The sequence below is a fragment of the Martinezella lusitana genome, assembly GCF_900094565.1.
GTDB classification, from domain to species: Bacteria; Pseudomonadota; Alphaproteobacteria; order Rhizobiales; family Rhizobiaceae; genus Rhizobium; species Rhizobium lusitanum.
Genome location: NZ_FMAF01000024.1, coordinates 58,241 through 81,537 on the forward strand (window position 1 = coordinate 58,241; position 23,297 = coordinate 81,537).

The window sequence follows — 23,297 nt, forward strand, 5'->3', positions numbered from 1 at the left end:
ACGACGGCAAGGGCCGCGCAAGCAGGCGCGTGTAAAGATGTCGCAGCGGTCACGGCGACCAACGTGGCCGCGACGGCGCTTCGAAGAGGAAATTTCCCGTGAAATCCCTGCTGATCGTGATCCTCAATCTCATCACATTCGTGATCATGCCCGCGACGGCGCTGGCGCAGCAGTCGATTCTTCAGGATCCGGTGGCGTTCGAGAAGGAGCACTTCACCAAGACCTGCGACGGCCAGGTGAGCTTCGGCGATCATTTCGCCACCGAGCAGGATATCAACAACGACACGCTGACCGATATCGTCATCAACGAAGGCGAGATCACCTGCAAGGGCGAAAAGGGCCCCTATTGCACGGATGAAGGCTGCCCCTACAATTTCTACGTCCATGTGGCCGAAGGCGGCTACCTGATGATCGCCACGGCGCAGATCTACGGCTACGATTTCATCCAGCGCTTCGGCAACATGGTGCTGGTCATGAAGATGCACCCGCACTTCTGCGACCGCACCGGCGGCGACCCCTGCGAGATCACCGTCAGGGTGCGCGGCGTCAAATTCGTCACCATCTCGAAGAAATAGCCATCAGGGCGCGGGCACATAATTATACGGTCCGGACACGTGGTCACGGTCCGGGATAAAACGCCGATGTGCGGCCGACGGCATAATAGCCGACGAGGCCGATCCATTCGCGCATGCCGGTCGCCAGCAGTTGCGCATTGAGCGAAGGCTGCGTGAAATCGAGGCCGAGCGTTTCCTTGCCGGTGCTGCGATAGTCCACCGGCCAGGGCACGACATCGATGCCCTGCTTGCGGAAGATGCCCATCGAGCGCGGCATGTGGAAGCCTGAGGTGATGAGCAGGCAGCCCGAAAGCCCGTTCTGCGCCAGCAGCTCCTTGGTATTGACGGCATTCTCGAAGGTGGTGCGCGAGGTCTTGTCCTCGACGAGACGATCTGTGGGTATGCCGAGCGCGGTGAAGAAGCGCTCCGAGATGACGGCGTCGCCTTCGTAGCTACCGCCGATCGAACCATCGCCACCCGAGACCACGATCCGCGCCTGCGGATATTTCTGTGCCAGCCGCAGCGCCTCAATGAGGCGATCACCGGCCGAATCGAGCTCATAGCCGCCACGCGCCGTCGTCACCTCGTTCTGGGTGGCGCCGCCGAGCACGATCATGCATTTAAGGTCAGCCGGATCGGCGGCGGCATGCGGAAAGCGCTCCTCCAGCCCCTGCACTATATAGGCGCCCGCCGTCGTATAGAGCGCGACGAACAGGATCAGCACCGACAATAGCGACGAGGCGAGCATGGCGGCGCGCCAGCGCAGGAGAGCGGCGAGCAACGCCAGCAGGCCGAAAAAGAACGCCAGCGACAGCGGCTGACCGAAAATCCAGACAAGTTTCGAAAAAACGAACACGGCACATCCTTAAGCTTGTCGGCAGAAACGATTCATTCTCTCCCTAGCAGATTTTTGTGCACTGCAATGTGGCTATTTCGATCGCCGTGCCATCGAGGTGTCGGTTAGATGCCGAGAAGAGAGCTACGGCCTTTTCTTCGCGAAAGCGCGTCCTGAGCCCGATTTCAGATATTTTTCGAATCCATAAGCCTGCGATTCATCGGAGAAGGCAATGTAGGTTTTGATCGACCACGGCGCATATTTGGAGGTATGCGGGACTTCCCTCGCATTGTGCTTGCCAGACGAGCTTTGAGATCCCTGGTCACGCCGATGTAGTGGTGGTCAGGAAAGTCGCGGCTTATGAGGGTATAGACGCACTTCATGCAGGGTATGATAGTGTACTGAGACGGGCACGCAACTCATGCGTTATCGCCAATTACGCCAGAATCATCGACGATGTTTGGCCAGCACATGATCGCAATATCTGGAAAAAGTCCGCTTGCGTTGCTGCGCAGCTTCAGCGCGACAGCCTTCGCTATCTTCTCGCCTTCGGCACATCAAGCCTACCGGCTTGCCGAGCCGAAGCTCGCAGAGCGAAGGCTGGTGGAGCTAAGCGGGATCGAACCGCTGACCTCTTGCATGCCATGCAAGCGCTCTCCCAGCTGAGCTATAGCCCCATCAAGGTGGTGCCGTTTGACCGGCCCTGGGTCCCTTCGAAGCGCTTTGCCCGTCGGGGTGGCGGCTTATTACTTCTGGTTCTTACAGATAGCAAGCCGAAAATTTCGGCCCGGGAACTTTTCTTGTTTGCCGGGCTGTCTTGTCCGCAGATCAGACGTCGTCGTCGTCGCCGGTGACGCCGATGATGTCGCTCATGTCGTCATCATCCTCATCTTCGTCGGCTTCGAGGAAGGTATCGTCGTCATCGTCGCCGATTTCGACATCGTCATCGCCGATATCCGGAATATCGTCGCCGGCCGCCGCCTCATCGGCATCCTCGAGAGACACGAGTTCGACTTCAGTGTTCTCGGTATCGACCTCGGCCACTTCCTCTTCTTCGGGAACTTCCTTCGAAGCGGAGGTTTCCTCGAAGTAGGACAAGGGCCAGGACTTGCCGGTATAAGGCGAGACGACCGGGTCCCGGTTCAGGTCGTAGAACTTCTTGCCATTGTCCGGATCGGTACGTTTTGTTCCAAGTTCCGTTTTCGCCACTGTCAAAGCCTCATGAATGACCGAATGAAAATCCGGCAATGCCGGGGAAACCGGCGTTTTAAGGGAAATATCAGCCGGTCCCCTTAATCGTTGCGGCCGTCTCTGTCAAAGCTAAACTTCATGCCGCTTCGCACGCGGTTTTCGCGCGTTGCGGGATGACTGGTCAGCGCGCCCATGTTAACGAGCCGATGCAAGCCGCAGGACATCTGGCGCAGGGAGATCGCAGCCAGTCCTATAATGCTAGGGAATACCGGCGTGGCAAGGAAAATCGCCGGCGAAGATCGGTGCTGGCGGTTCCAGCCGCGGGGCTCATCTCGATCATCGCATCGCCATGAGCCTCCTCGTCACGAGGCCTGCCGCCGGGCACCCCGTCACGGTCGAGGATTCCGGCACGATCGCTACCAGTTTTCCGGATTTTCTTGATATGATGACAAGATTGGGCGCGACGATCGAGGTCAAGGACTGCTAGATCGCGCGCGAACAGCATCCGAAGCCGCGCGCCATGAAGCGCCGGAGGATGGCGACAGCAAACGGACCGGAACCATGTATCAGCCGCCCCACCATCGCGAAGACGATCTCGGTACGCAACAGGATCTCATCCGCGCCCACGCGCTTGGATTGCTGATCACCGCGGGCGACGGCGGCCTGATCGCCAATCCAGTGCCGTTCCATCTCGAGACGGGCCTTTCGCCGAAGGGCACGCTGCAGGCCCATGTCGCCAGGGCCAACGGCCAGTGGCGGGAAATCGCTGATGGCGCGCCGGTGCTAGTCGTCTTCCAGGGCGCCGATACCTATATCACCCCGTCCTGGTATGCGACGAAGCGTGAAACCGGGAAGGTCGTGCCGACCTGGAACTATGCCATCGTCCAGGTTCGCGGCAGCGCGCGGATAATCGAAGATCCCGCCTGGCTGCGCACGCAGATCGGCGCGCTGACGCGCGAGAACGAGAACAGCCGCTCGCAGCCTTGGGCGGTCGACGACGCGCCGCCGGAATTCGTCGCAGCGCAGTTGAAGGGCATTATCGGCATCGAGATCGATATCGAAACGATTGACGGCAAATGGAAGGTCAGCCAGAACCGGCCGCTGGCCGACCGGCAGGGCGTGGCGGACGGCCTCGACGCGATCGATCGCACCGACACCGCCGAGATGGCCGATCTCGTGCGTCGCTACAGCAAGTAACATCGGGATAAAGGGTAGGGACAAAAGAAGAATGATCATCGCCATCGACGGGCCGGCGGCAGCCGGCAAGGGGACCTTGGCGCGCCGGATCGCGGACGCCTATGGTTTCCACCATCTGGATACCGGCCTCACCTACCGCGCAACCGCCAAAGCGCTGCTCGATGCCGGCCTGCCGCTCGATGACGAGACTGTCGCCGAGGCCATGGCGCGCAAGGTCGATCTCGCCGGGCTCGACCGGGCCATCCTGTCGCAACACGAGATCGGCGAAGCGGCATCGAAGATCGCCGTCATGCCGGCCGTGCGTCGGGCTCTGGTCGAAGCGCAGCGCAGCTTTGCCGGCAAGGAGCCCGGCACCGTGCTTGACGGTCGCGACATCGGCACTGTCGTCTGCCCGAACGCGCCGGTGAAATTCTATGTCACGGCCTCGGCCGAGGTCAGGGCGAAGCGGCGCTACGACGAGATCGTCGAGGCCGGCGGCCGTGCCGATTACGCAGCCATTTTTGAGGACGTGAAGCGCCGCGACGAGCGTGACATGGGCCGCACCGACAGCCCGCTTCGGCCATCCGAAGACGCGTACTTGCTTGATACCTCAGAAATGAGTATAGAAGCGGCGTTTCAGACGGCAAAGTCGATCATCGACACCGCTCTGAGCCGAAATGCCTGAAAATGCGAGCGGCTGTCGCGTGCTTATAGCGCACGGAGTCGCCAATTTGTATGAAGCCTGACATTCCGTCCAAGCGCCGGATAGCTTTCCCTCAAGGGGAAGGCGGACTGGGGTCAGGCCTGTTCAACACGAACCACCGGCGCATCAGTGTCCAAAAATGCATAATAAGGACACGCCAGGAGATTTTATGTCTGTAACTACCCCCTCTCGCGAAGACTTCGCAGCCCTTCTCGAAGAATCCTTCGCCAAGAACGATCTCGCCGAAGGCTATGTCACCAAGGGCATCGTCACCGGCATCGAGAAGGATGTCGCGGTTGTCGACGTCGGCCTCAAGGTCGAAGGCCGCATCGCACTGAAGGAATTCGGTGCGCGCGCCAAGGACGGCACGCTCAAGGTTGGCGATGAAGTCGAAGTCTACGTCGAGCGTATCGAAAACGCGCTGGGCGAAGCCGTTCTTTCGCGCGAAAAGGCTCGCCGCGAGGAAAGCTGGATCAAGCTCGAAGCCAAGTTCGAAGCTGGCGAACGCGTTGAAGGCGTCATCTTCAACCAGGTCAAGGGCGGCTTCACCGTCGATCTCGACGGCGCTATCGCCTTCCTGCCGCGCTCGCAGGTCGACATCCGTCCGATCCGCGACGTGACCCCGCTGATGCACAACCCGCAGCCCTTCGAAATCCTCAAGATGGACAAGCGCCGCGGCAACATCGTCGTGTCCCGCCGTACGGTTCTGGAAGAGTCCCGTGCCGAGCAGCGTTCTGAAATCGTTCAGAACCTCGAAGAAGGCCAGGTTGTTGACGGCGTCGTCAAGAACATCACCGATTACGGTGCGTTCGTTGACCTCGGCGGCATCGACGGCCTGCTGCACGTCACCGACATGGCTTGGCGCCGTGTGAACCATCCGTCGGAAATCCTGTCCATCGGCCAGCAGGTCAAGGTACAGATCATCCGCATCAACCAGGAAACCCACCGTATCTCGCTCGGCATGAAGCAGCTCGAGAGCGATCCGTGGGATGGCATCCAGGCCAAGTATCCGGAAGGCAAGAAGATTTCCGGTACCGTCACGAATATCACCGACTACGGTGCGTTCGTCGAGCTGGAGCCGGGCATCGAAGGCCTGATCCACATCTCGGAAATGTCCTGGACCAAGAAGAACGTTCACCCCGGCAAGATCCTGTCCACGAGCCAGGAAGTCGAAGTGGTCGTTCTCGAAGTCGATCCGACCAAGCGCCGTATCTCGCTTGGCCTGAAGCAGACGCTCGAAAATCCGTGGGCTGCATTCGCCCGCAACCATCCGGCCGGCACCGAAGTCGAAGGCGAAGTCAAGAACAAGACCGAATTCGGCCTGTTCATCGGCCTCGACGGCGATGTGGACGGCATGGTGCACCTCTCCGACCTCGACTGGAACCGTCCGGGCGAACAGGTCATCGAGGAGTTCAACAAGGGTGATGTCGTCAAGGCCGTCGTTCTCGACGTCGATGTCGACAAGGAACGCATCTCGCTCGGCATCAAGCAGCTCGGCAAGGATGCAGTCGGCGAAGCAGCAGCTTCCGGCGACCTGCGCAAGAATGCAGTCGTTTCCTGCGAAGTCATCGCAGTCAACGACGGCGGTATCGAAGTGAAGCTCGTCAGCCACGAAGACATCACCTCGTTCATCCGCCGCGCCGATCTGTCGCGTGACCGCGACGAACAGCGTCCGGAGCGTTTCTCGGTTGGTCAGATTGTCGACGCCCGCGTCACCAACTTCTCCAAGAAGGACCGCAAGATCATGCTGTCCATCAAGGCTCTGGAAATCGCGGAAGAGAAGGAAGCCGTTGCTCAGTTCGGTTCGTCCGACTCGGGCGCTTCGCTCGGCGACATCCTGGGTGCGGCTCTGAAGAACCGCAACGCCGAATAATCTTCGGCTGAAGCCTTATCGAAACAAAAACCCGCCGGAGCGATCCGGCGGGTTTTTCTTTGACTGTACTATGCGCTCTTCCCGATTATTCCCACTCCACCATGCGGCGGTAGAAATCGAAGGCATGATCCTGCGGGCGATCGGCCGGCGCGGGCTGCGGCAAGGCAGGCAGGTCCGGCGCGACAACCGCATTCTGAGAAGAGACGAGCTGCGCTTCCGTATCGCCGGAGGTCTCATCGGCCGCCTGCGGCGATGATTCCGGAGCCTGTGAATCGTCTTCGGTCTCGTGCTGCTCCTTATCGCCGTCGCTGGCCTCTTCGCCTTCCTCGTCTTCCTCGTCTTCGACAGGATCCACGCGATCGACCGGTTTCGATTCGGCGTCCTTGGTGGGGGTGGCCGCCGGCAGATAATTCGCAACGACGAAGGGAACCCCCAGCGGTATCGGGGCAATTACTCCCATCTGCTCTGGCGCATCGAACGTTGCTGCTGCAGCTGATGTCTGAGGCTGGGGCTTTCCGGTAAGTGACGCAACGGAAACAGACGCCTCCGGTTCAGCTGCCAGCGCTGTCGGCGTAAAGCCCGCCGCAACAAGGCGGCTTCTGCCACTTTCATCGACGGCCGGCTGTGGCTGCGGCGACATTTGCCCTGCCCCATTGGCGGTCAGCGCCTGCGCTATGATCTGTTCGACCGAGGCCGCCGGATTGCCGATGATCTGCAGAAGGGCCGAACTGGCTGCCGCCACAGGCGGGTTGATGACAACCTGCAGCCCCTGCTTGATATCGGCCTGGATCTGTTGGATGTCGCGCGGCACCGGCGGCGGTGTAAGCGGCGATCTGATCAACTCGACTTCAGTCGGCAGCTTGGTCTCGGCAGCGATCGCCGCCAGCAATGGCCCCGCAGTCAGATCATCGACAAGGGACGCGAGTTGCGAAGGCAACAAGGTCGCATTGGCGTCGACGTTGGCGCCAGATGCTGCTTGCGGAGCCGGAGCCGATCCGCTTTGTGCGATCGCTTGCGCCGGAGCCGTTTGAACGGTTGCAGCGGGGACGGGCGAAGCCGAAGCACTCGGCGACGGTGCCTCTTGGAGCGCTTGTGCCGGCTGTGCGACAGGCTGGGCCGCCGCAGGCAGTGCCGTAGAAGGCCCCGCTTCTTTCACGGGAACCGTCAACAATGCTGCCGGGGCTGCCGTATCGGCTGCTTTCTGCGTCAGGGCCGGCGTCGGCATCTGCGTTACCACGCTTTCCGGCTCTCCGGCATTCTGGCCGTAGGAATTGACGACCGCCTTCAACGCGGCGTCGGGTTCTGCGGAAGGCGCAGGCTCGAGGCTGAGAGCCAGTTGCAGCGCTTGCGGGCTTTCCGGGTTCTCCAACGCTTTGGCCAGCAGAGGCAACGGGATCGGCGTGCTTGTCTGCGCGTTCAGCCGCTGCTGTGCCTCAGCGAGCTGTTGCGGCGGCAGGCTGCGGATCGTGGCGGCGATGCGCTGCGCGAAGGCGGCATCGCTCTCGCCCGGTTCACGTGAAACGTTCAGCGCCGCGCCGGCAGCGTCGATGGCGGAGAGCAGGCTGTCGAACATCCGCTCGCGTGCCGCCACCAGCAGCATGTTCAGCTTGCCCTCGACGTTGGCATTGATCGTGCTCGATAGAACGGCCAGCGGTGTTGCCGCTGTCTGGAGGCCAGCAGTCTCCGCCGTCACAACGACGGGCTTTTCAATAGGCGCAGCCACGGCGGACACGGCACCAACGGGAAGCAACATGACATGCTCCTTTGTCTGGCAAGGCGACGATGGAAGCGGGGGGCAGGGTCAATCAGGGTCCGCTCATGCGGCCGGTCGATGTTCGAACGCCAGGTAACCGGGGTGCGAAACGGGAAAACGCCGTCGAACGCAGCAAATCAACCGATATGATAGCAGTCAGTTCCTTAACAGATCGCTAAAGAGAAAAGCCGGTGCCACTTTCGCAGCACCGGCTTTCATTGAGAGTTTCGCTCTTCAGGCAAAGCTATCAGCTATGCGCAAAAATATCCGCCTCTTCCCAGCCGAGAAGATCGAGCTTGGCGCGCGTGGGAAGGAAGGCAAAGCAGTCGTCCGCATAGTCCATGCGGCCGTCGCGCAGCAGGCGTTCCGTCAGCTTGGCGCGCAGCGCGTGGAGATAAAGCACGTCGGAGGCGGCATATTCGAGCTGCGCCGGCGACAGTCTTTCGGCAGCCCAGTCGGACGATTGCTGCGCCTTGGAAATATCGACGTCGAGCATTTCCTTGAGATTGTCCTTCAGGCCATGACGGTCTGTATAGGTGCGGCAGAGGCGCGAGGCGATCTTGGTGCAGAACACCGGCGTGGTGGTGACGCCGAAGGTGTGGAACAACACGGCGATGTCGAAGCGGCCATAGTGAAAGATCTTCTGGCGGGCGGGATCGGCAAGCATGGCGACGAGATTGGGGGCCTGCTTCTGGCCGGCGGCGATGCGGATGACATCAGCCGTGCCATCGCCCGGCGAAAGCTGCACGACGCAAAGACGGTCACGGCGCGGAATGAGGCCGAGGGTTTCCGTATCGACGGCAATGGCGCCGGTGTAGCGGGCGGCATCGTCAGCGGAAATATCACCTTCGTGGTAACGGATGGTGGCAGCCATGAGATTCTCCCGGCTTTGTCTTCTGAATTCGCTTTTCGTCCGTTCTATAGAACAGACAGGGGGATGACGATACCGCTCGCCGCTCAAAATGTCGGCGGCGTGTTGACCCAGAGCAATATGGTCTCACCATCATGGCGGTTGCGCCAGGAGTGATAGCGGCGGCTCTCGAAGTAAAGCGAATCGCCAGGCAGAAGATCGAAGAAGTGATCGCTGTCGAGCACCAGCTCCAGACGCCCGGCAAGGACGTGAATGAACTCCTCCCCCTCGTGACGATAGGCGCCTTCGCTGGCCGCGCCCGGCGACAGCACGAAGCGATGGCAATCCATCATCGTCTTTCCTTCGGCCAGAAGCTGGACGGTGACGCCGGGCGTCGTCGCCGGCCAGGTGCGCCACTCGCCCGCCCTGATCAGGGCCGGAACATCCTCGCGTTCTTCGCCCGACAGGCGCGAGACCGTCGTGCCGTAGTAATCCGCGAGATCATGAAGGGTCTTGAAGCTGACGCCTTGCGAGGTCCGCTCCAGCGTCGACAGCGTCGACGACGTTATTCCCATGTCGGCGGCAACCTGCTCCAGCGTCCTGCCGGCCGTATGGCGCAGCGCCCGCAGCTTGCGGCCGATGCCGGAAGGCGCCATCTGTTCGCCATTGTCGGCAGCAGGTCCCGAAGCATCTTCGTTTTCCAGCGCCTCGCGGATAGCCGCCGGGTTGAGGCCGCGCTCGGCACGGAACCAGGAAATGCGCTTCAGCCGCGCCACATCCTCGGCGCTGTACTGACGGTGCCCGGTCACCGAGCGAAAGGGTACGACTAGGCCCTGGCTTTCCCATAGCCGCAGGGTGGAAGCCGACACGCCCGCGAGACGCGCCGCTTCCGCTACCTTGTAGCGCACGGGGGAGCGCTCGGGCTCGATACTGCTCATTTGCCAATCATCCCTGATCTCTAGTCTTTTGATCTGCTTAGCATGGAAGAAGCGCTTACGTGAACCTTCGCGCATTCTTGTCATCCGCACAAAATCCCACTTGAAATCTTGCAGGAAAAATGTAGGAATTTTCTAAAGAACTTGCAGAAGTTCTGCAAGCTAATTTGAAACCGCCTTCCTTGGAGCCACAGCGATGACCCTGACCGAGCGGAAGAATGCCGCCATTTCCCGCGGCGTCGGCATGATGACGCAAATCTATGCCGACCGCGCCGAAAATTCCGAGATCTGGGACAAGGAGGGACATCGCTATATCGATTTCGCTTCCGGCATTGCCGTGGTGAATACCGGCCATCGCCATCCCCGCGTGATCGCCGCCGTCAAGGAACAGCTCGACCGCTTCACCCACACCTGCCACCAGGTCGTGCCCTATGAAAGCTATGTGCATCTGGCCGAACGGTTGAATGCGATTGTTCCCGGTGATTTCGCCAGGAAGACGATCTTCGTGACGACAGGCGCCGAAGCCGTCGAAAACGCCGTGAAGATCGCCCGCGCCGCGACTGGCCGCTCCGCCATCATCGCCTTTGGCGGCGGCTTCCACGGCCGCACCTTCATGGGCATGGCGCTGACCGGCAAGGTCGCGCCCTACAAGATCGGCTTCGGCCCGATGCCGGGTGATGTCTTCCACGCCCCCTTCCCTGTGCCGCTGCATGGCGTCAGCGTCGAACAATCGCTGGCGACGCTGAAGAAGCTGTTTGCAGCCGATGTCGATCCGCGGCGCGTGGCCGCCATCATCCTCGAGCCGGTGCAGGGCGAAGGCGGCTTCTATCCGGCGCCGCCAGCCTTCATGAAGGCGCTACGCGAAATTTGCGATCAGCACGGCATTCTCCTGATCGCCGACGAGGTGCAGACCGGCTTTGCGCGCACCGGCAAGATGTTCGCGATGGATCATCATGAGGTCGCCGCCGATCTCGTCACCATGGCAAAGAGCCTTGCCGGCGGCTTCCCGCTCGCCGCCGTCACCGGCCGCGCCGAAGTGATGGATGCACCGGAACCAGGCGGCCTTGGCGGCACCTATGGCGGCAATCCGCTCGGGATCGCCGCTGCCCATGCCGTGCTCGACGTCATCGCCGACGAGGATCTTTGCAATCGCGCCAACCAGCTCGGCTCGCGGCTGAAGCAGCGGCTGGAATCGCTGCGCGACAAGGTGCCCGAGATCGTCGACATTCGCGGCCCCGGCTTCATGAATGCCGTGGAATTCAACGATGTCACAACGAAACTGCCCAGCGCCGACTTCGCCAACAAGGTGCGGCTGATCGCTCTCGACAAGGGCCTGATCCTGCTGACCTGCGGCGTCTACGGCAATGTCATCCGCTTCCTGTCGCCGATCACCATCCAGGACGGCGTGTTCAGCGAGGCGCTCGACATTCTCGAAGCCTCCATGATCGAGGCGAGTGCCGCGCGCTAACCGCCGCCCTTCCGCGTTTTCTCTATGATCCGCCCGCGCGGCCTGCCGGGCGAAAACCTGTCGGAGTGCATATCATGTCGTTTACGACCGCAATGACCAAGCATGTCCCCTTCTCCTCGCGGCTCCTGCGCGACGCCGGCTATATCAACGGCATCTGGACGGCAGGCGGCGCGACCAAGACCTTCGATGTCATCAATCCCGCCACCGGCGAAGTGCTCGCGACGCTCCCCGACATGGGTGCCGCCGAGACGACGGCGGCGATCGACGCTGCCTACATCGCCCAAGTCGCCTGGGCTGCCCGCCCTGCCAAGGAACGCGCCGTCCTCCTGCGCAGGTGGTTCGATCTGATGATCGCCAATGCAGACGAGCTGGCGGCGATCCTGACGGCCGAGATGGGCAAGCCGCTGCCGGAGGCAAAGGGTGAAATCCTCTACGCCGCGTCCTATGTCGAATGGTATGCGGAAGAGGCCAAGCGCATCTACGGCGAAACCATACCCGCGCCGTCCAATGACAAGCGCATGGTCGTCATCAAGCAGCCGGTGGGAGTCGTCGGCACGATTACGCCCTGGAATTTTCCGGCAGCCATGATCGCCCGCAAGATTGCGCCGGCGCTTGCAGTCGGCTGCACGGTTGTCTCCAAGCCTGCCGAACAGACGCCGCTGACGGCGATTGCGCTTGCCGTGCTTGCCGAAGAGGCTGGTATTCCGGCCGGCGTTCTCAACATCATCGTCGGCATCGATGGGCCGGCGATCGGCCGTGAGCTCTGCGGCAATGCCAAGGTGCGCAAGATCAGCTTCACCGGCTCGACAGAGGTCGGCCGCATCCTGATGCGCCAGTGCTCAGACCAGATCAAGAAGGTCAGCCTCGAGCTCGGCGGCAACGCGCCGTTCATCGTCTTCGACGATGCCGATCTCGACGCCGCCATCGAAGGGGCGCTGGCTTCGAAGTACCGCAATGCCGGCCAGACCTGCGTCTGCGCCAACCGGATCTATGTGCAATCCAGCGTCTATGATGCCTTCGCGGCCAAGCTCGCCGCCAAGGTGTCAGAGCTTTCGGTCGGAGACGGCTTCAAGCCGGGCGTGACCATCGGGCCGCTGATCGACGAACAGGGCGTCGCCAAGGCCGAAGACCATGTTCAGGACGCAGTATCGAAGGGCGCACGGGTCCTCCTCGGCGGCAAGCGCATCGAAGGGGCCGGCACCTTCTTCGCGCCGACCATTCTGACCGGCATCGACCGGACGATGAAGGTCGCCCGCGAGGAGACATTCGGCCCTGTCGCGCCGCTCTTCCGGTTCGAGACGGTCGAAGACGTGATCGCGCAGGCAAACGACACGGAATTCGGCCTTGCCGCCTATTTCTTCGCCGGCGATCTGAAGAAGGTCTGGCGGGTTGCCGAGGCGCTGGAATACGGCATGGTCGGCATCAACACCGGCCTGATGTCTTCAGAGACGGCGCCTTTCGGCGGCATCAAGCAATCCGGCCTCGGCCGCGAAGGCTCGCGCCACGGCGCAGACGACTATCTCGAAATGAAGTACCTCTGCATCGGCAATCTATAAGCCGGCAAATCAAGTGGAGGTAATGTGGATGCGGCCCTGCCATAGCCGGGCCGCCGTCAATCGCCCGGTGTGAAAAGCGCCGGTGTCGAGATTGAGCCGGAGCCCGCGGGCTTCGGCCCGTTTGACCGGCGTGTGACCGTGCACGATCAGCTTCGGCAGCGGCTGCGCACTGTCGTAAAAACGCGAACGGATGAACACGAGGTCAGCCTCCTGCTGATCGGAAATCGGCCGGTCCGGATCGATACCGGCATGGACGAACAAAGCCTGCGGCGTATCCAGCAGGATCGGCAACCGGCGCAGGAAATTGATGTGATCGTCGGGAAGCCAGGTTCGGATGAATGTGTCGAGCTTTTTCTGGCTCGGATATTGCTCCCGCAATGTCGGGATATCCACCCCGTAGGAGTTGAGAGTGGCGGCACCACCGAGCGCCACCCAATCATCCAGCGATATCTCGCCATCGATATAGGCGAGCATTTCCATTTCATGGTTGCCCGTCAGGCAGATGCGGTCGAAGCCATTCGGCGGCGGCGCCATGAGCCGGCCGACGACCTGCGCCGAGGCCGGACCGCGATCGATATAGTCCCCCAGCATGATGATGAGCTTGCGCCCTGGCAGCCCGGCGGCATCAGCGACGATCTTGCGCTCCAGCAAGCTCAAGAGATCGTACCGGCCATGTACGTCGCCGATGACGTAGGTGGGCATGTCGAGATTCTCGAGCCGCTCGCGATGCCGGTGACGGCCGAAGCCATGAGCCATTTTTTCACGTGTCCTAGCTGCCGACATGAAACTCCCTTTCGAGCGTACACCCCGGAACGCCTTAACAACCTTTGCAGAAAGGACTCAAAAGCGACGATTCTTTGCCGAAAGGCAGGAATCAGCGCTCTCGCCGGATGTTTCGACCGGCATTTGCCGTCGACACCAGCCTGCCTTGCGGCAAAGCGTCCCGAATGCCGCCTTTATGCATGGAGAAAGTTGACAGGGCGTATCCGGAATCCTATCGCGCTTGACAACTCAACGGGAGACTATTTGCTCGCTGGAGCGTGGCGAGCCCGGCGTCCCTGCTTTGTTGGCACGATATCTGCGCGTTTGCCCTACAATAATGAAAAACGAAGCCAGCCCTGACCGAAGGCCTATCATCAATAGTGCCTGTAACTTTACCGTGAAGCCCTGATGAATCCGACGACAGCGCTCGAACTCTGCCGCTTTTTTCATGACGCATCGCTGATGCTGCTGTGGGGTGCCTGTGTTTATCTGTCTCTTCTGGTGCCGAAGGCGCTCGCCGATCGGGTCTGGCGCATCCTTGCGATCCCTTTCGTCCTCCTTGCGGCGATCGCGGCCCTGACGGCGCTCCTTTGGCTGCCCGCTGCGACCGCCGCCATCGGCAACGGCTGGAGCGACGCACTCGATGCCGGCACGGTCCATGACGTCCTGTTCGATACCACGGTTGGCCGAGCGTGGCAGGCGCAGGCGCTTGCGGCGATCATTCTGCTTTTGGTCTTCCTGTCGCCGGAGGACTGGCGCCGCCGTGGGGTGGCGCTGGGGTCAGGCCTCGGCCTTGCCGCGCTTGCCTTGACCGGACATGCATCCATGCTTGAAGGCTGGCTGCGCCATGCGCAACGCGCCAACGACATCCTCCATGTCCTGACCGGCGGCGGCTGGCTGGGCGCGCTCGTGCCGCTGATCTCCATTCTCCGGCTTCTGAGCCGTCCGGAATGCAGGGCGGACGCGCAACTGGCGCTGCGCCGCTTCTCGCATGCGGGACACTGGGCGGTGGCACTCGTCATCCTCTCCGGCGTCATCAATACCATGATGGTCCTGAAACGCCTGCCGACCGACTGGTCCTCGCCCTATCAAAGGCTGCTTGCCATCAAGATCGCGCTGGTCGCGGGCATGACGCTGCTGGCGATCATCAATCGCTATGTCTTCGTGCCATGGATCGGCCGCAACCCAAGCCGCGCCTTGCAGGCGCTTCGCCTTGGAAGTATCGCCGAAATCGTTCTCGGCATCGTTGTCATCGGGGTGGTCGCCGTCTTCGGCATGCTGGAGCCGGTCTAGACCGTTTGTTTTCAGGCAATTTCGGACGGAAAGCCTTTCCTGGGATTGCTCTGGCCGCCGAGCGACTTCACCACGGCGCGAACGGCCTCGGCATCGCTCGTTTTCGGCCGGTATTCCAGGCCCACCCTGCCGCCATAACCATGTGTAAACAGCCAGTCCAACCGGTCAGCCAGATCGATGTGGCCCGTGCCAGGATCGCTGCGGCCCGGATGATCTGCGACATGGACATGCACGATCCGGTCGACGCGATCACCGACGACATGCTCCGTCTTCTCATCCATCACGGCCGAATGATAGAGATCGTAGACGATGCCGATTTCGGCGCGGCCGACCTCATCGACGATGTCGAGGCCTTCCGCAGTCGACGACAGGTAGTAACCGACATGGTCGATTTTCGTGTTGAGCGGCTCAAGACCAAGCCGAACGCCTGAACCCTTGAGGATATCCGCGCCAGCACTCAGGGCCGCCACAAGGGCTGCCCGCTGCTCGGCGCGCGAAAACTCGGGAAGATCGTCACCGGCCTGGGCAATGAGAACCGGCGCGCCGAGACGTCGCGCCACGACGACGGATTCCCGCAGGCCTTGAAGCCACGTCTCTTTGTTTGCCGGATTCGTCAGCGCGATCATCGGCTCGGCCACCAGGCCGGACACCGCAATGCCGGTCTCGGCGACCGCGGCGGCGATCGCATCCAGATCCTTGTTGGTCCAGCGCCAGAACTCGACCGCATCCAGCCCGGCCCGATGCGCCAGCCGGATACGGTCGGCGAAGACATCATCTTCGCGCGCGAACAACCACTCGATACAAGCCGAAAACTGCCGCATGGGATTCTCCCTCCCTCAACCGGTCACAAGCAATGCGCAAGACCGCCCGCGATCGCAAGAGGCGCTAGCGATGGAATTGCGGGGCCGGCCGCCGCATCGAAGGCTTGATGGCTTCGACATTCATCGCGGAGAGGACGCGCATATCCCGGCGGAAATCGGAAGGCGTCATGCCGGCAATGTGGCGGAAGGATTTGTTGAAGGCGCTTATCGAGCCGAAGCCGCTGTCCATGGCAACCTGCAGGACATTGGCGCCGTCGCGCATCAGCATCGCCTGGGCACGAGAAAGACGCAGCAGGTTCACATATTTACCGAGGGTCATGCCGGTGGATTTCTTGAAGAGATTCATCGCATATTTCGGATGCAGATCCGCCGCCTTGGCAATATCGACCGTATCGATGTCATGCAGGAAATTGGCGGCGATGAAATCGCACATTCTTGCCAGGCTGCGCGAGGATTGCGGATGGACCTGCTCGTTCGTCAGGTTTTCCTGCTTCTCCGGTACCATGCGGTAGGGCTCGAAGGCGATCCTCTCCAGACGCAAGAGAAGTTCGGCGACGGCGTGTTCGGCCTTCGTCCGATCGCCGGACATGGCGTAACGGTGCCATCTGGCGAAATTCTCGTCATCGGCGGCATCGGTTGCCGAGCTTATCAGCGTCTGCCCGCGGATCAGCCGGCTGGAAATATCGAGCGGCAGCCGCATGCGGAAAAAATGCACGAGCGGCAGATGCGCGCCCGCATAGATCGCATCGTCGGACAGTTCATCCAGCTGATGCGGCTGGCCGCCCCAGAAGAGGCAGATCTCGCCGGCCTTCAGATGAAGCTCATGATCGCCTATATGGTAATGTACGGTGCCGCGCACGATGTAGTTCACTTCCACCTGCGCGTGCCAATGCGGCTTCGCCATCGGCAGCGGATGGGAATAAAACATCTGCAGGATCGTTGGCAGCCCTTCGACACTGCTCGCGCCCGGCTGATAGACCGCTCGATCGCCCACCTTACTTTTCGCCAAGTCCATGTTCCCTTTTTAGGAGACAGAAGCGTACCGGGAGCTAGTTTAAGCGCGTTCGCTTGCGGACAGCAATTGAAAAGGGAGGATTTTCAATGCGTTTAAAACTTGCTGGAGCGGCGGTGCTTGCCACCTTGCTCGCTTCCGGTTCTGCCTTTGCGGAACAAACCACCATCACGGTCTGGAGCTGGAACATCGCCGCGTCGGCGCTGAAATCCACGATCGAAGGCTTCAATAAGAAATATCCGGATATCAAGGTCGATGTGCAGGACATCGGCAACCCACAGGTCTTCGACAAGATGCTGGCCGCTTGCGCCGCCGGCGGCGACGGCCTGCCCGACGTCATGTCGATCGAAAACCACAAAGCTTCCATTTTCTGGAACCGCTTCCCCGACTGCCTGACCGACCTGACGAAGCTCGGCTATAACAACGACCTCAAGAAGCAGTTCCCGGATTTCAAGCGCGCCGAACTCGAAGTCGGCGATGCGGCCTATGCGATGCCATGGGATTCCGGCCCGGTCACCATGTTCTATCGCCGTGATCTCTACGAAAAGGCCGGCGTCGATCCGGCAACGATCAAGACCTGGGACGATTTCATCGCTGCCGGCAAAAAGATCTCTGCCGCAAACCCGGGCGTGATCATGGCGCAGGCCGATCTCAACGGCGACACCGAATGGTTCCGCATGCTCGCCAATGAACAGGGCTGCGGCTACTTCTCGGATGACAGCCAGAGCATCACCGTCAACCAGCCCGCCTGCGTCAAGGCGCTGGACAAGGTGAAGGAAATCAAGGACGCGGGCCTGCTGAGCGCTGCAAACTGGAACGAGAAAATCCAGTCGAACACTGCCGGCAAGGTGGCATCGCAGCTCTATGGCGGCTGGTACGAAGGCACCATCCGCTCCACGTCGCCAGATCTCGCCGGCAAATGGGGCGTCTATCCGATGCCGAGCATGACTGCCGACGGCCCGCATGCGGCCAACCTCGGCGGTTCTTCGCTGGCGATTGCCAACGGCTCGAAGAACAAGGAAGCCGCTTGGAAATATCTGAGCTACACGCTTGGCACCAATGAGGGCCAGGTCACGATGCTGAAGTCCTTCGGGCTCGTGCCGTCGTTGCTGACAGCGGTTCAGGATCCCTTCGTCAACCAGCCGCAGCCCTATTGGGGTGGGCAAAAGGTCTGGACCGATATCCTCGCCACCCTGCCGAAGATCCGCCCGAATCCCGGCACCCAGTATTTCAGCGACGCCGACGAAATCATAAAGGCCGTCCAGACGAAGTACCTTGCCGGCGGCTATCCGAACGGCAAGGCGGCGCTCGACGACGCGGCTCAGCAGATCGCCTCGGCGACGGGTCTGCCGCTCGCGAAATGAGTGACATAGCCGGGCGCGCATCCCAAGCCGCGCCCGGCATCCCCGCCGCCCTGGAGGCGGCGGGGATGTGTCGTCACGGATCATTTCACTGCGCATAAAGGAGGAGGCTTTCATGCGGCTGCAGAACCGGAGCGCCTATGCGTTTCTTGCGCCCTATCTTCTGGTGTTTACGGCCTTCTGGGTGTGGCCGATCATCGATTCGTTCCTGATTTCGTTCCAGAATACCCGCGTCAATCCTTGGACTTTCAACCTGCCGCTCAATTGGGGGCGACTATTCGGCGACCCGGCCTTCTACAACGCACTTCAAAACACGCTTATCATCCTGATCGTCCAGGTACCCGTCATGATCACGCTCGCCACGGTCATGGCGGTGCTGTTGAATTCACCACTGCTCAAGGCGCGCGGCATTTTCCGCTTCGCTTTCTTCGCACCCGTCGTGGTCGGCGAGGTCGCCTATGCAGCCGTCTTCCGCTTAATGTTCAACGTCGATTTCGGCATCATCAACAAGCTGCTCGGCGGTGTCGGCATTTCGCCGGTGTCGTGGTTTGCCGACTCCCACGCCGCCATGGTCCTCATCATCATCGCCGTCACCTGGCGCTGGGCCGGATACAACGCCATTATCATCCTGTCTGGGCTGCAATCGATCCCCGAGGATGTCTATGAAGCTGCAACGCTCGACCGTGTCAGCCGCTTCCAGCAGTTCATCCACATCACCCTGCCGCTCTTGAAACCGATCATTCTCTTCTGCGTGGTCCTGTCCGTCATCGGCACCATGCAGCTCTTCACCGAACCATATCTGATCACCAACAGGGGTGGCCCCGGCGGTGGGACGGAGACGCTCGGCCTGTTGCTCTATCGCCAGGCCTTCCAGTCGACCAACTTCGGCTATGCCTCGGCGATTGCCTACACGATGGCGGCGCTCGCCGTGGTCATCTCTCTTCTCAATCTCTGGGTGGGGCGCGAAGCTAAATGAAATCGAAGTCCAAATCCACTCTGATCCGCTCGCTCGCCTTGCACGGCCTGCTGGCGCCGCTCGCCATCATCTGGCTGTTTCCGCTCTGGATGATGTTCGTCTTCTCGACCATGCCCGATTACGGCATTTTCAGCCCCGGCATCATCCTGACACCGTCGACAGGTTTCATGGACAACGTCCGCAACCTCCAGGCCGACACCAACTTCATCGGCGCTATGACGATCTCCATCGTCGTTGCCATCGTCTATACGGTCCTGTCGGTCATGCTGACCTCGATGGCGGGATGGGCTCTGGCGCGCTACCAGTTCGCCGGCCGTCCGGGCGTCATCGGCATCATCCTCGGCACGATCACCCTTCCCTACTCCGTCGTCGTCATCCCGCAGTTCATCATGGTGGCGCGCGATTTCGGGCTGGCCAATTCTTGGGTCGCGCTGATCGTGCCGCCACTCTTCAATTCACTCGGCGTGCTGTTCATGCGCCAGGCCTTCTCGATGATGCCCGGCGAGCTGTTTGATGCGGCCAGGGTTGAGGGTGTCAAGGAATGGCAGATCTTTCTGCGCATCGCCCTGCCACTCGCAAGGCCGACGATGGCCGCGCTCGCCATCATCCTGTTCCTGGCCTCCTGGAACAACTACCTCTGGCCGCTGCTCATCAATTCCCGGCCTGGAATGATGACCGCGCCCGTGGCGCTCGGGACGCTCATCGGCCTCACCAGAGTATCCTGGGGCGGCATCATGGCCGGCGCGGTGATGCTGACGGCGCCGATCCTCGTCATCTTCGTTCTCCTGCAGCGCCACTTCATCGCCGGCATCGCCGCCGGCGCAATCAAATAATTCCGGGAGACCCGTATGGCTGAACTATCCCTTAACAACATCGTCAAACGCTACGGTTCACTGGAAATCATTCACGGCGCCAATCTCGAGGTGAAGGACGGCGAATTCGTCGTTTTCGTCGGCCCTTCGGGATGCGGCAAATCCACACTGCTGCGCATGATCGCCGGGCTGGAAGATATTTCCGGCGGCGAGCTCAAGATCGGCGGCCGCGTCGTCAACGACATGGAGCCGGCCGATCGCGGCATCGCCATGGTCTTCCAGTCCTATGCCCTCTACCCGCATCTGACGGTGGAGCAGAACCTGAATTTCGGCCTGCGCATGAACGGCAATCCGAAGGCGGATACCGACCGCCGCGTCAAGCAGGCCTCCGAGATCCTGCAGATCACCGAGCTGATGCAGCGCCGGCCGAAGCAGCTCTCCGGCGGCCAGCGCCAGCGCGTCGCCATCGGCCGCGCCATCGTGCGCGAACCGCAGATTTTCCTGTTCGACGAACCGCTCTCCAACCTCGATGCCGAGCTGCGCGTGCAGATGCGCGTCGAAATCTCCCGCCTTCACAAGAAGCTCGGCACGACGATGATCTATGTGACGCATGATCAGACGGAGGCGATGACCCTTGCCGACAAGATCGTCGTGCTGCGCAGCGGCAACATCGAACAGGTGGGAGCACCGCTCGACCTCTATGACGATCCGGCCAACCAGTTCGTCGCCGGATTCGTCGGCTCGCCGAAGATGAATTTCCTGCGCGCCGAGGTCGTCGACAATCAGCCTGGCCGCGTCGGGGTGGCCCTTCGCGACCAGCGCAATGTCCGCCTGTCGCTGCCGATCACGGCAGCGGGCGTCGAAATCGGCGAGCATGTGACGCTGGGCGTTCGCCCCGAGCACTTCCTCGACGCCGGGCGAGGCGATGCGGATCTGACCGTCGACGTCGACGTCGCCGAGCATCTCGGCAACACCAGCTACATCTACGCCAACATCGCCGGCGGCGAGCAGATCGTCATCGAACGCGAAGAGTCCCGCAACACCGGCAACCGGGACACGCTTACCGTCGCGCTTTCCGCGGCCAAGACATTCCTCTTCGACGGTGCCGGAAACCGATTGCGGTAGGCGCTGTCTTTTCTCCCAAGACAGCATGCAGATTTAGGAAAGGATCGTTCCATGAGTACAGATACACCCATCCGCTGGGGCATTATCGGCCCCGGCAGGATCGCTCAAACTTTTGCCGACGGCATCGCCCATTCCCGCAGCGGCAAGCTGGTGGCCATCGCCAGCCGCAACCCGGACAAGCCGGGTCTCGGCGACAATTTCCCCGGCGCCCGCATCGTTAGCGGATACGAGGCGCTGCTTGCCGACAAGGACATCGACGCCGTCTATATCGCCACGCCGCACACCGGCCATGCCGAATGGGCGATCAAGGCGATCCGCGCCGGCAAGCATGTGCTTGTCGAAAAGCCGATCGCGCTTTCGGCCTATGATGCAGAAGCAATCTATTACGAAGCCAAGAAGGCCGGGGTCTTCGCCGGCGAAGCTTTCATGTACCGCGTCCATCCGCAGACGGCGAAACTGATCGAACTGGTGAAGAGCGGCGCGATCGGCGAGCTGCGCATCATCCGCTCGTCCTTCGGCTTCAACATGGGCACCGTCAAGCCGGAACATCGGTTGTTTGCCAATGAAACGGCCGGCGGCGGCATCCTCGATGTCGGCGGCTATCCCGTGTCGATGGCGCGTCTGATTGCCGGTGCCGCCGATGGCAAGCCGTTTCTCGATCCCGACAAGGTCTCGGGCGTTGCCCATCTCGGCCAGACGGGCGTCGACGAATGGGCGTCGGCCGTGCTGAAATTCCCAAACAGCATTATTGCCGAAGTCTCCTGCTCGATCATGGCAAACCAGGACAACACGCTGCGGATCATCGGCTCCGAAGGACGCATCGAAGTTGCAGACTTCTGGTTCGCCTCCGGCCATAAGGGCGGCGTCGGCAAGATCGAGCTCATCAAAGGCGGGGAGACCCAGACCATCGAAGTCAAGGAGGAGCGCTGGCTCTATTCCTTCGAGGTCGATGCGGCGGGCGATGCCATCCGCGCCGGACACAAGGAATTCGCCTATCCCGGCATCGGCTGGGCGGATTCGATCGGCAATCTCCGAGTTCTCGATCAGTGGCGCGCCTCCGTCGGCCTCGAATACGAAGTCGAGAAGGCAACGCATAGGACGAAGAACATCGCCGGCACAGCCGTTACCAAGGGCAACAGCATCCCGAAGCGCGACATCCCCGGCATTACTAAGCCGGCATCGACCGTCATGCTCGGCTTCGAATTCTTCCCGAATTTCGCGGCCGCCTCGCTGACGCTCGACGCCTTCTATGAAGCCGGCGGTAACGCCTTCGACACTGCTTATGTCTATGGCGGCGGCAAGACGGAGAGCATCTTCGGCGATTGGCACACCAGCCGGAAGGTGCCGCGCGAGGAGATTGTTTTGATCGGCAAGGGCGCCCATTCGCCGCTTTGCTACCCGGATATGATCTCCAAGCAACTCGACCAGTCGCTCAACCGCCTGAAGACCGACTATGTCGACATCTACTTCATGCATCGCGACAACACGGCCGTCCCGGTCAGCGAGTTCGTCGATGCCATGGATGCCGAGGTCAAAGCCGGCCGCATTCGCGGCATTTTCGGCGGTTCGAACTGGACGCGCGCCCGCTTCGACGAGGCGATCGCCTATGCCGAGAAGAACGGCAAGACCGCACCTGCGGCGCTTTCCAACAACTTCTCGCTGGCCGAAATGCTCGACCCGATCTGGGCCGGATGCGTCGCTGCCTCAGACGACGAATGGAAGGCTTGGCTGAACGCCAAGCAGATCCCGAACTTCGCCTGGTCGAGCCAGGGCCGCGGCTTCTTCACCGACCGCGCCGGCCGCGACAAACGGAACGATGAGGAACTGGTGCGCGTCTGGTATTCCGACCGCAACTTCGGCCGCCGCGACAGGGCGATCGAACTGGCGCAGAAGCTCGGCCGCAACCCGATCCATATCGCGCTTGCCTATGTCATTGCCCAGCCGTTCCCGGTCATCCCGCTGATCGGCCCGCGCACGATCGCCGAGCTGGAAGACAGTCTCTCGGCGCTCGACATCAAGCTGACGCCGGAACAGGTGAAGTGGCTTGAAGGCTGAAACGACACGGCCGGTTCGTGACATCACGGCCGGCAGTTGAGTGCGATTGCGCAAAATGAAAACAGCCCATCCGGACTTCCGGGTGGGCGATTGCATATGGAGCATGCCAGTGACGCAATCCCTGGCCCGAAGGGTCGGATGAGGGGGCTCATCGCCGTACCCCATCAGTACTCTTGCTCCTGACAT

20 protein-coding genes, 1 tRNA gene and 2 pseudogenes are annotated in these 23,297 nt (G+C 61.2%); 13 read left to right on the forward strand and 10 right to left on the reverse strand.

Annotated features, from left to right (window positions below; all coding sequences use genetic code 11):
• Positions 1-98: 98 nt before the first annotated feature.
• On the forward strand, positions 99-575 hold the full coding sequence (locus tag GA0061101_RS29680) for a hypothetical protein (protein ID WP_092576521.1): 477 nt from the start codon (positions 99-101) through the stop codon (positions 573-575).
• A 43-nt stretch (positions 576-618) separates the two neighbouring features.
• On the opposite strand, the gene GA0061101_RS29685 is transcribed toward GA0061101_RS29680, so the two are convergent.
• From GA0061101_RS29685 to GA0061101_RS29700, 4 genes and pseudogenes are all read right to left on the reverse strand, one after another.
• Positions 619-1,410 (reverse strand): YdcF family protein, encoded by a 792-nt coding sequence (locus GA0061101_RS29685; RefSeq protein WP_047561161.1) that lies wholly within the window; start codon positions 1,408-1,410, stop codon positions 619-621.
• A gap of 123 nt (positions 1,411-1,533) precedes the next feature.
• Positions 1,534-1,772: pseudogene (locus GA0061101_RS40380) on the reverse strand (GIY-YIG nuclease family protein).
• 218 nt (positions 1,773-1,990) lie between these two features.
• Positions 1,991-2,066, reverse strand: a tRNA-Ala gene (locus GA0061101_RS29695).
• 151 nt (positions 2,067-2,217) lie between these two features.
• Entirely contained in the window at positions 2,218-2,598 is a 381-nt protein-coding gene (locus GA0061101_RS29700; protein ID WP_034512763.1) for a TIGR02300 family protein, read from the reverse strand.
• Positions 2,599-2,881: 283 nt separating this feature from the next.
• Between GA0061101_RS29700 and GA0061101_RS38920 the strand changes: the two are divergent.
• From GA0061101_RS38920 to rpsA, 4 genes and pseudogenes are all read left to right on the forward strand, one after another.
• A pseudogene (locus tag GA0061101_RS38920) lies at positions 2,882-3,067 on the forward strand (3-phosphoshikimate 1-carboxyvinyltransferase); the annotation flags it as partial.
• 74 nt (positions 3,068-3,141) lie between these two features.
• Positions 3,142-3,777, forward strand: coding sequence for an FMN-binding negative transcriptional regulator (locus GA0061101_RS29705; RefSeq protein WP_092576522.1), 636 nt, complete (start codon positions 3,142-3,144; stop codon positions 3,775-3,777).
• Positions 3,778-3,808: 31 nt separating this feature from the next.
• Positions 3,809-4,441, forward strand: coding sequence for a (d)CMP kinase (cmk, locus tag GA0061101_RS29710; RefSeq protein WP_037199297.1), 633 nt, complete (start codon positions 3,809-3,811; stop codon positions 4,439-4,441).
• A 187-nt stretch (positions 4,442-4,628) separates the two neighbouring features.
• Complete coding sequence (gene rpsA / locus GA0061101_RS29715) at positions 4,629-6,332, forward strand: 30S ribosomal protein S1 (RefSeq protein WP_037199299.1); 1,704 nt, start codon at positions 4,629-4,631, stop codon at positions 6,330-6,332.
• Positions 6,333-6,417: 85 nt separating this feature from the next.
• On the opposite strand, the gene GA0061101_RS29720 is transcribed toward rpsA, so the two are convergent.
• The 3 genes from GA0061101_RS29720 to GA0061101_RS29730 form a co-directional block, all read right to left on the reverse strand.
• Entirely contained in the window at positions 6,418-8,085 is a 1,668-nt protein-coding gene (locus tag GA0061101_RS29720) for a hypothetical protein (protein WP_092576525.1), read from the reverse strand.
• Between the two features lie 247 nt (positions 8,086-8,332).
• A complete protein-coding gene (locus tag GA0061101_RS29725) occupies positions 8,333-8,959 on the reverse strand; it encodes a ribonuclease D (RefSeq protein WP_092576527.1) in 627 nt (208 codons plus the stop codon).
• Between the two features lie 83 nt (positions 8,960-9,042).
• Positions 9,043-9,873, reverse strand: a complete 831-nt coding sequence (locus GA0061101_RS29730; RefSeq protein WP_092576548.1) for a MerR family transcriptional regulator — start codon at positions 9,871-9,873, stop codon at positions 9,043-9,045.
• A 193-nt stretch (positions 9,874-10,066) separates the two neighbouring features.
• Here GA0061101_RS29730 and GA0061101_RS29735 point away from each other — a divergent pair, with 193 nt between their 5' ends.
• Together GA0061101_RS29735 and GA0061101_RS29740 are read left to right on the forward strand one after the other, a co-directional pair.
• The gene (locus GA0061101_RS29735; protein WP_037199305.1) at positions 10,067-11,338 is read left to right on the forward strand and encodes a 4-aminobutyrate--2-oxoglutarate transaminase; all 1,272 of its coding nucleotides are present in this window, start codon (positions 10,067-10,069) and stop codon (positions 11,336-11,338) included.
• Positions 11,339-11,412: 74 nt separating this feature from the next.
• Positions 11,413-12,894 carry an NAD-dependent succinate-semialdehyde dehydrogenase gene (locus tag GA0061101_RS29740; protein ID WP_092576551.1) on the forward strand — a complete coding sequence of 494 codons (1,482 nt, stop codon included), beginning with the start codon at positions 11,413-11,415 and terminating at the stop codon, positions 12,892-12,894.
• A 9-nt stretch (positions 12,895-12,903) separates the two neighbouring features.
• Here GA0061101_RS29740 and GA0061101_RS29745 read toward each other — a convergent pair whose 3' ends face one another.
• Positions 12,904-13,677: a metallophosphoesterase gene (locus tag GA0061101_RS29745; protein WP_051964034.1), complete on the reverse strand. Its 774-nt coding sequence runs from the start codon at positions 13,675-13,677 to the stop codon at positions 12,904-12,906.
• A gap of 387 nt (positions 13,678-14,064) precedes the next feature.
• On the opposite strand from GA0061101_RS29745, the gene copD reads away from it, so the two are divergent.
• Positions 14,065-14,949 (forward strand): copper homeostasis membrane protein CopD, encoded by an 885-nt coding sequence (gene copD / locus GA0061101_RS29750; RefSeq protein ID WP_092576530.1) that lies wholly within the window; start codon positions 14,065-14,067, stop codon positions 14,947-14,949.
• A gap of 11 nt (positions 14,950-14,960) precedes the next feature.
• On the opposite strand, the gene GA0061101_RS29755 is transcribed toward copD, so the two are convergent.
• Positions 14,961-15,770 carry a TIM barrel protein gene (locus GA0061101_RS29755; protein ID WP_092576531.1) on the reverse strand — a complete coding sequence of 270 codons (810 nt, stop codon included), beginning with the start codon at positions 15,768-15,770 and terminating at the stop codon, positions 14,961-14,963.
• 64 nt (positions 15,771-15,834) lie between these two features.
• Positions 15,835-16,785: a helix-turn-helix domain-containing protein gene (locus GA0061101_RS29760; RefSeq protein WP_051964037.1), complete on the reverse strand. Its 951-nt coding sequence runs from the start codon at positions 16,783-16,785 to the stop codon at positions 15,835-15,837.
• A gap of 86 nt (positions 16,786-16,871) precedes the next feature.
• Here GA0061101_RS29760 and GA0061101_RS29765 point away from each other — a divergent pair, with 86 nt between their 5' ends.
• The 5 genes from GA0061101_RS29765 to GA0061101_RS29785 all read left to right on the forward strand — a co-directional run bounded on the left by GA0061101_RS29765 (position 16,872) and on the right by GA0061101_RS29785 (position 23,111).
• Complete coding sequence (locus GA0061101_RS29765) at positions 16,872-18,146, forward strand: ABC transporter substrate-binding protein (RefSeq protein ID WP_092576534.1); 1,275 nt, start codon at positions 16,872-16,874, stop codon at positions 18,144-18,146.
• Positions 18,147-18,258: 112 nt separating this feature from the next.
• The gene (locus tag GA0061101_RS29770; RefSeq protein WP_037199318.1) at positions 18,259-19,119 is read left to right on the forward strand and encodes a carbohydrate ABC transporter permease; all 861 of its coding nucleotides are present in this window, start codon (positions 18,259-18,261) and stop codon (positions 19,117-19,119) included.
• Positions 19,116-19,952: a carbohydrate ABC transporter permease gene (locus GA0061101_RS29775; protein WP_037199321.1), complete on the forward strand. Its 837-nt coding sequence runs from the start codon at positions 19,116-19,118 to the stop codon at positions 19,950-19,952. Before GA0061101_RS29770 ends, GA0061101_RS29775 begins: the two co-directional genes overlap by 4 nt.
• A gap of 15 nt (positions 19,953-19,967) precedes the next feature.
• On the forward strand, positions 19,968-21,056 hold the full coding sequence (locus tag GA0061101_RS29780) for an ABC transporter ATP-binding protein (protein WP_037199322.1): 1,089 nt from the start codon (positions 19,968-19,970) through the stop codon (positions 21,054-21,056).
• Positions 21,057-21,107: 51 nt separating this feature from the next.
• Positions 21,108-23,111 (forward strand): aldo/keto reductase, encoded by a 2,004-nt coding sequence (locus GA0061101_RS29785; RefSeq protein WP_092576536.1) that lies wholly within the window; start codon positions 21,108-21,110, stop codon positions 23,109-23,111.
• The last annotated feature ends 186 nt before the right edge of the window (positions 23,112-23,297 follow it).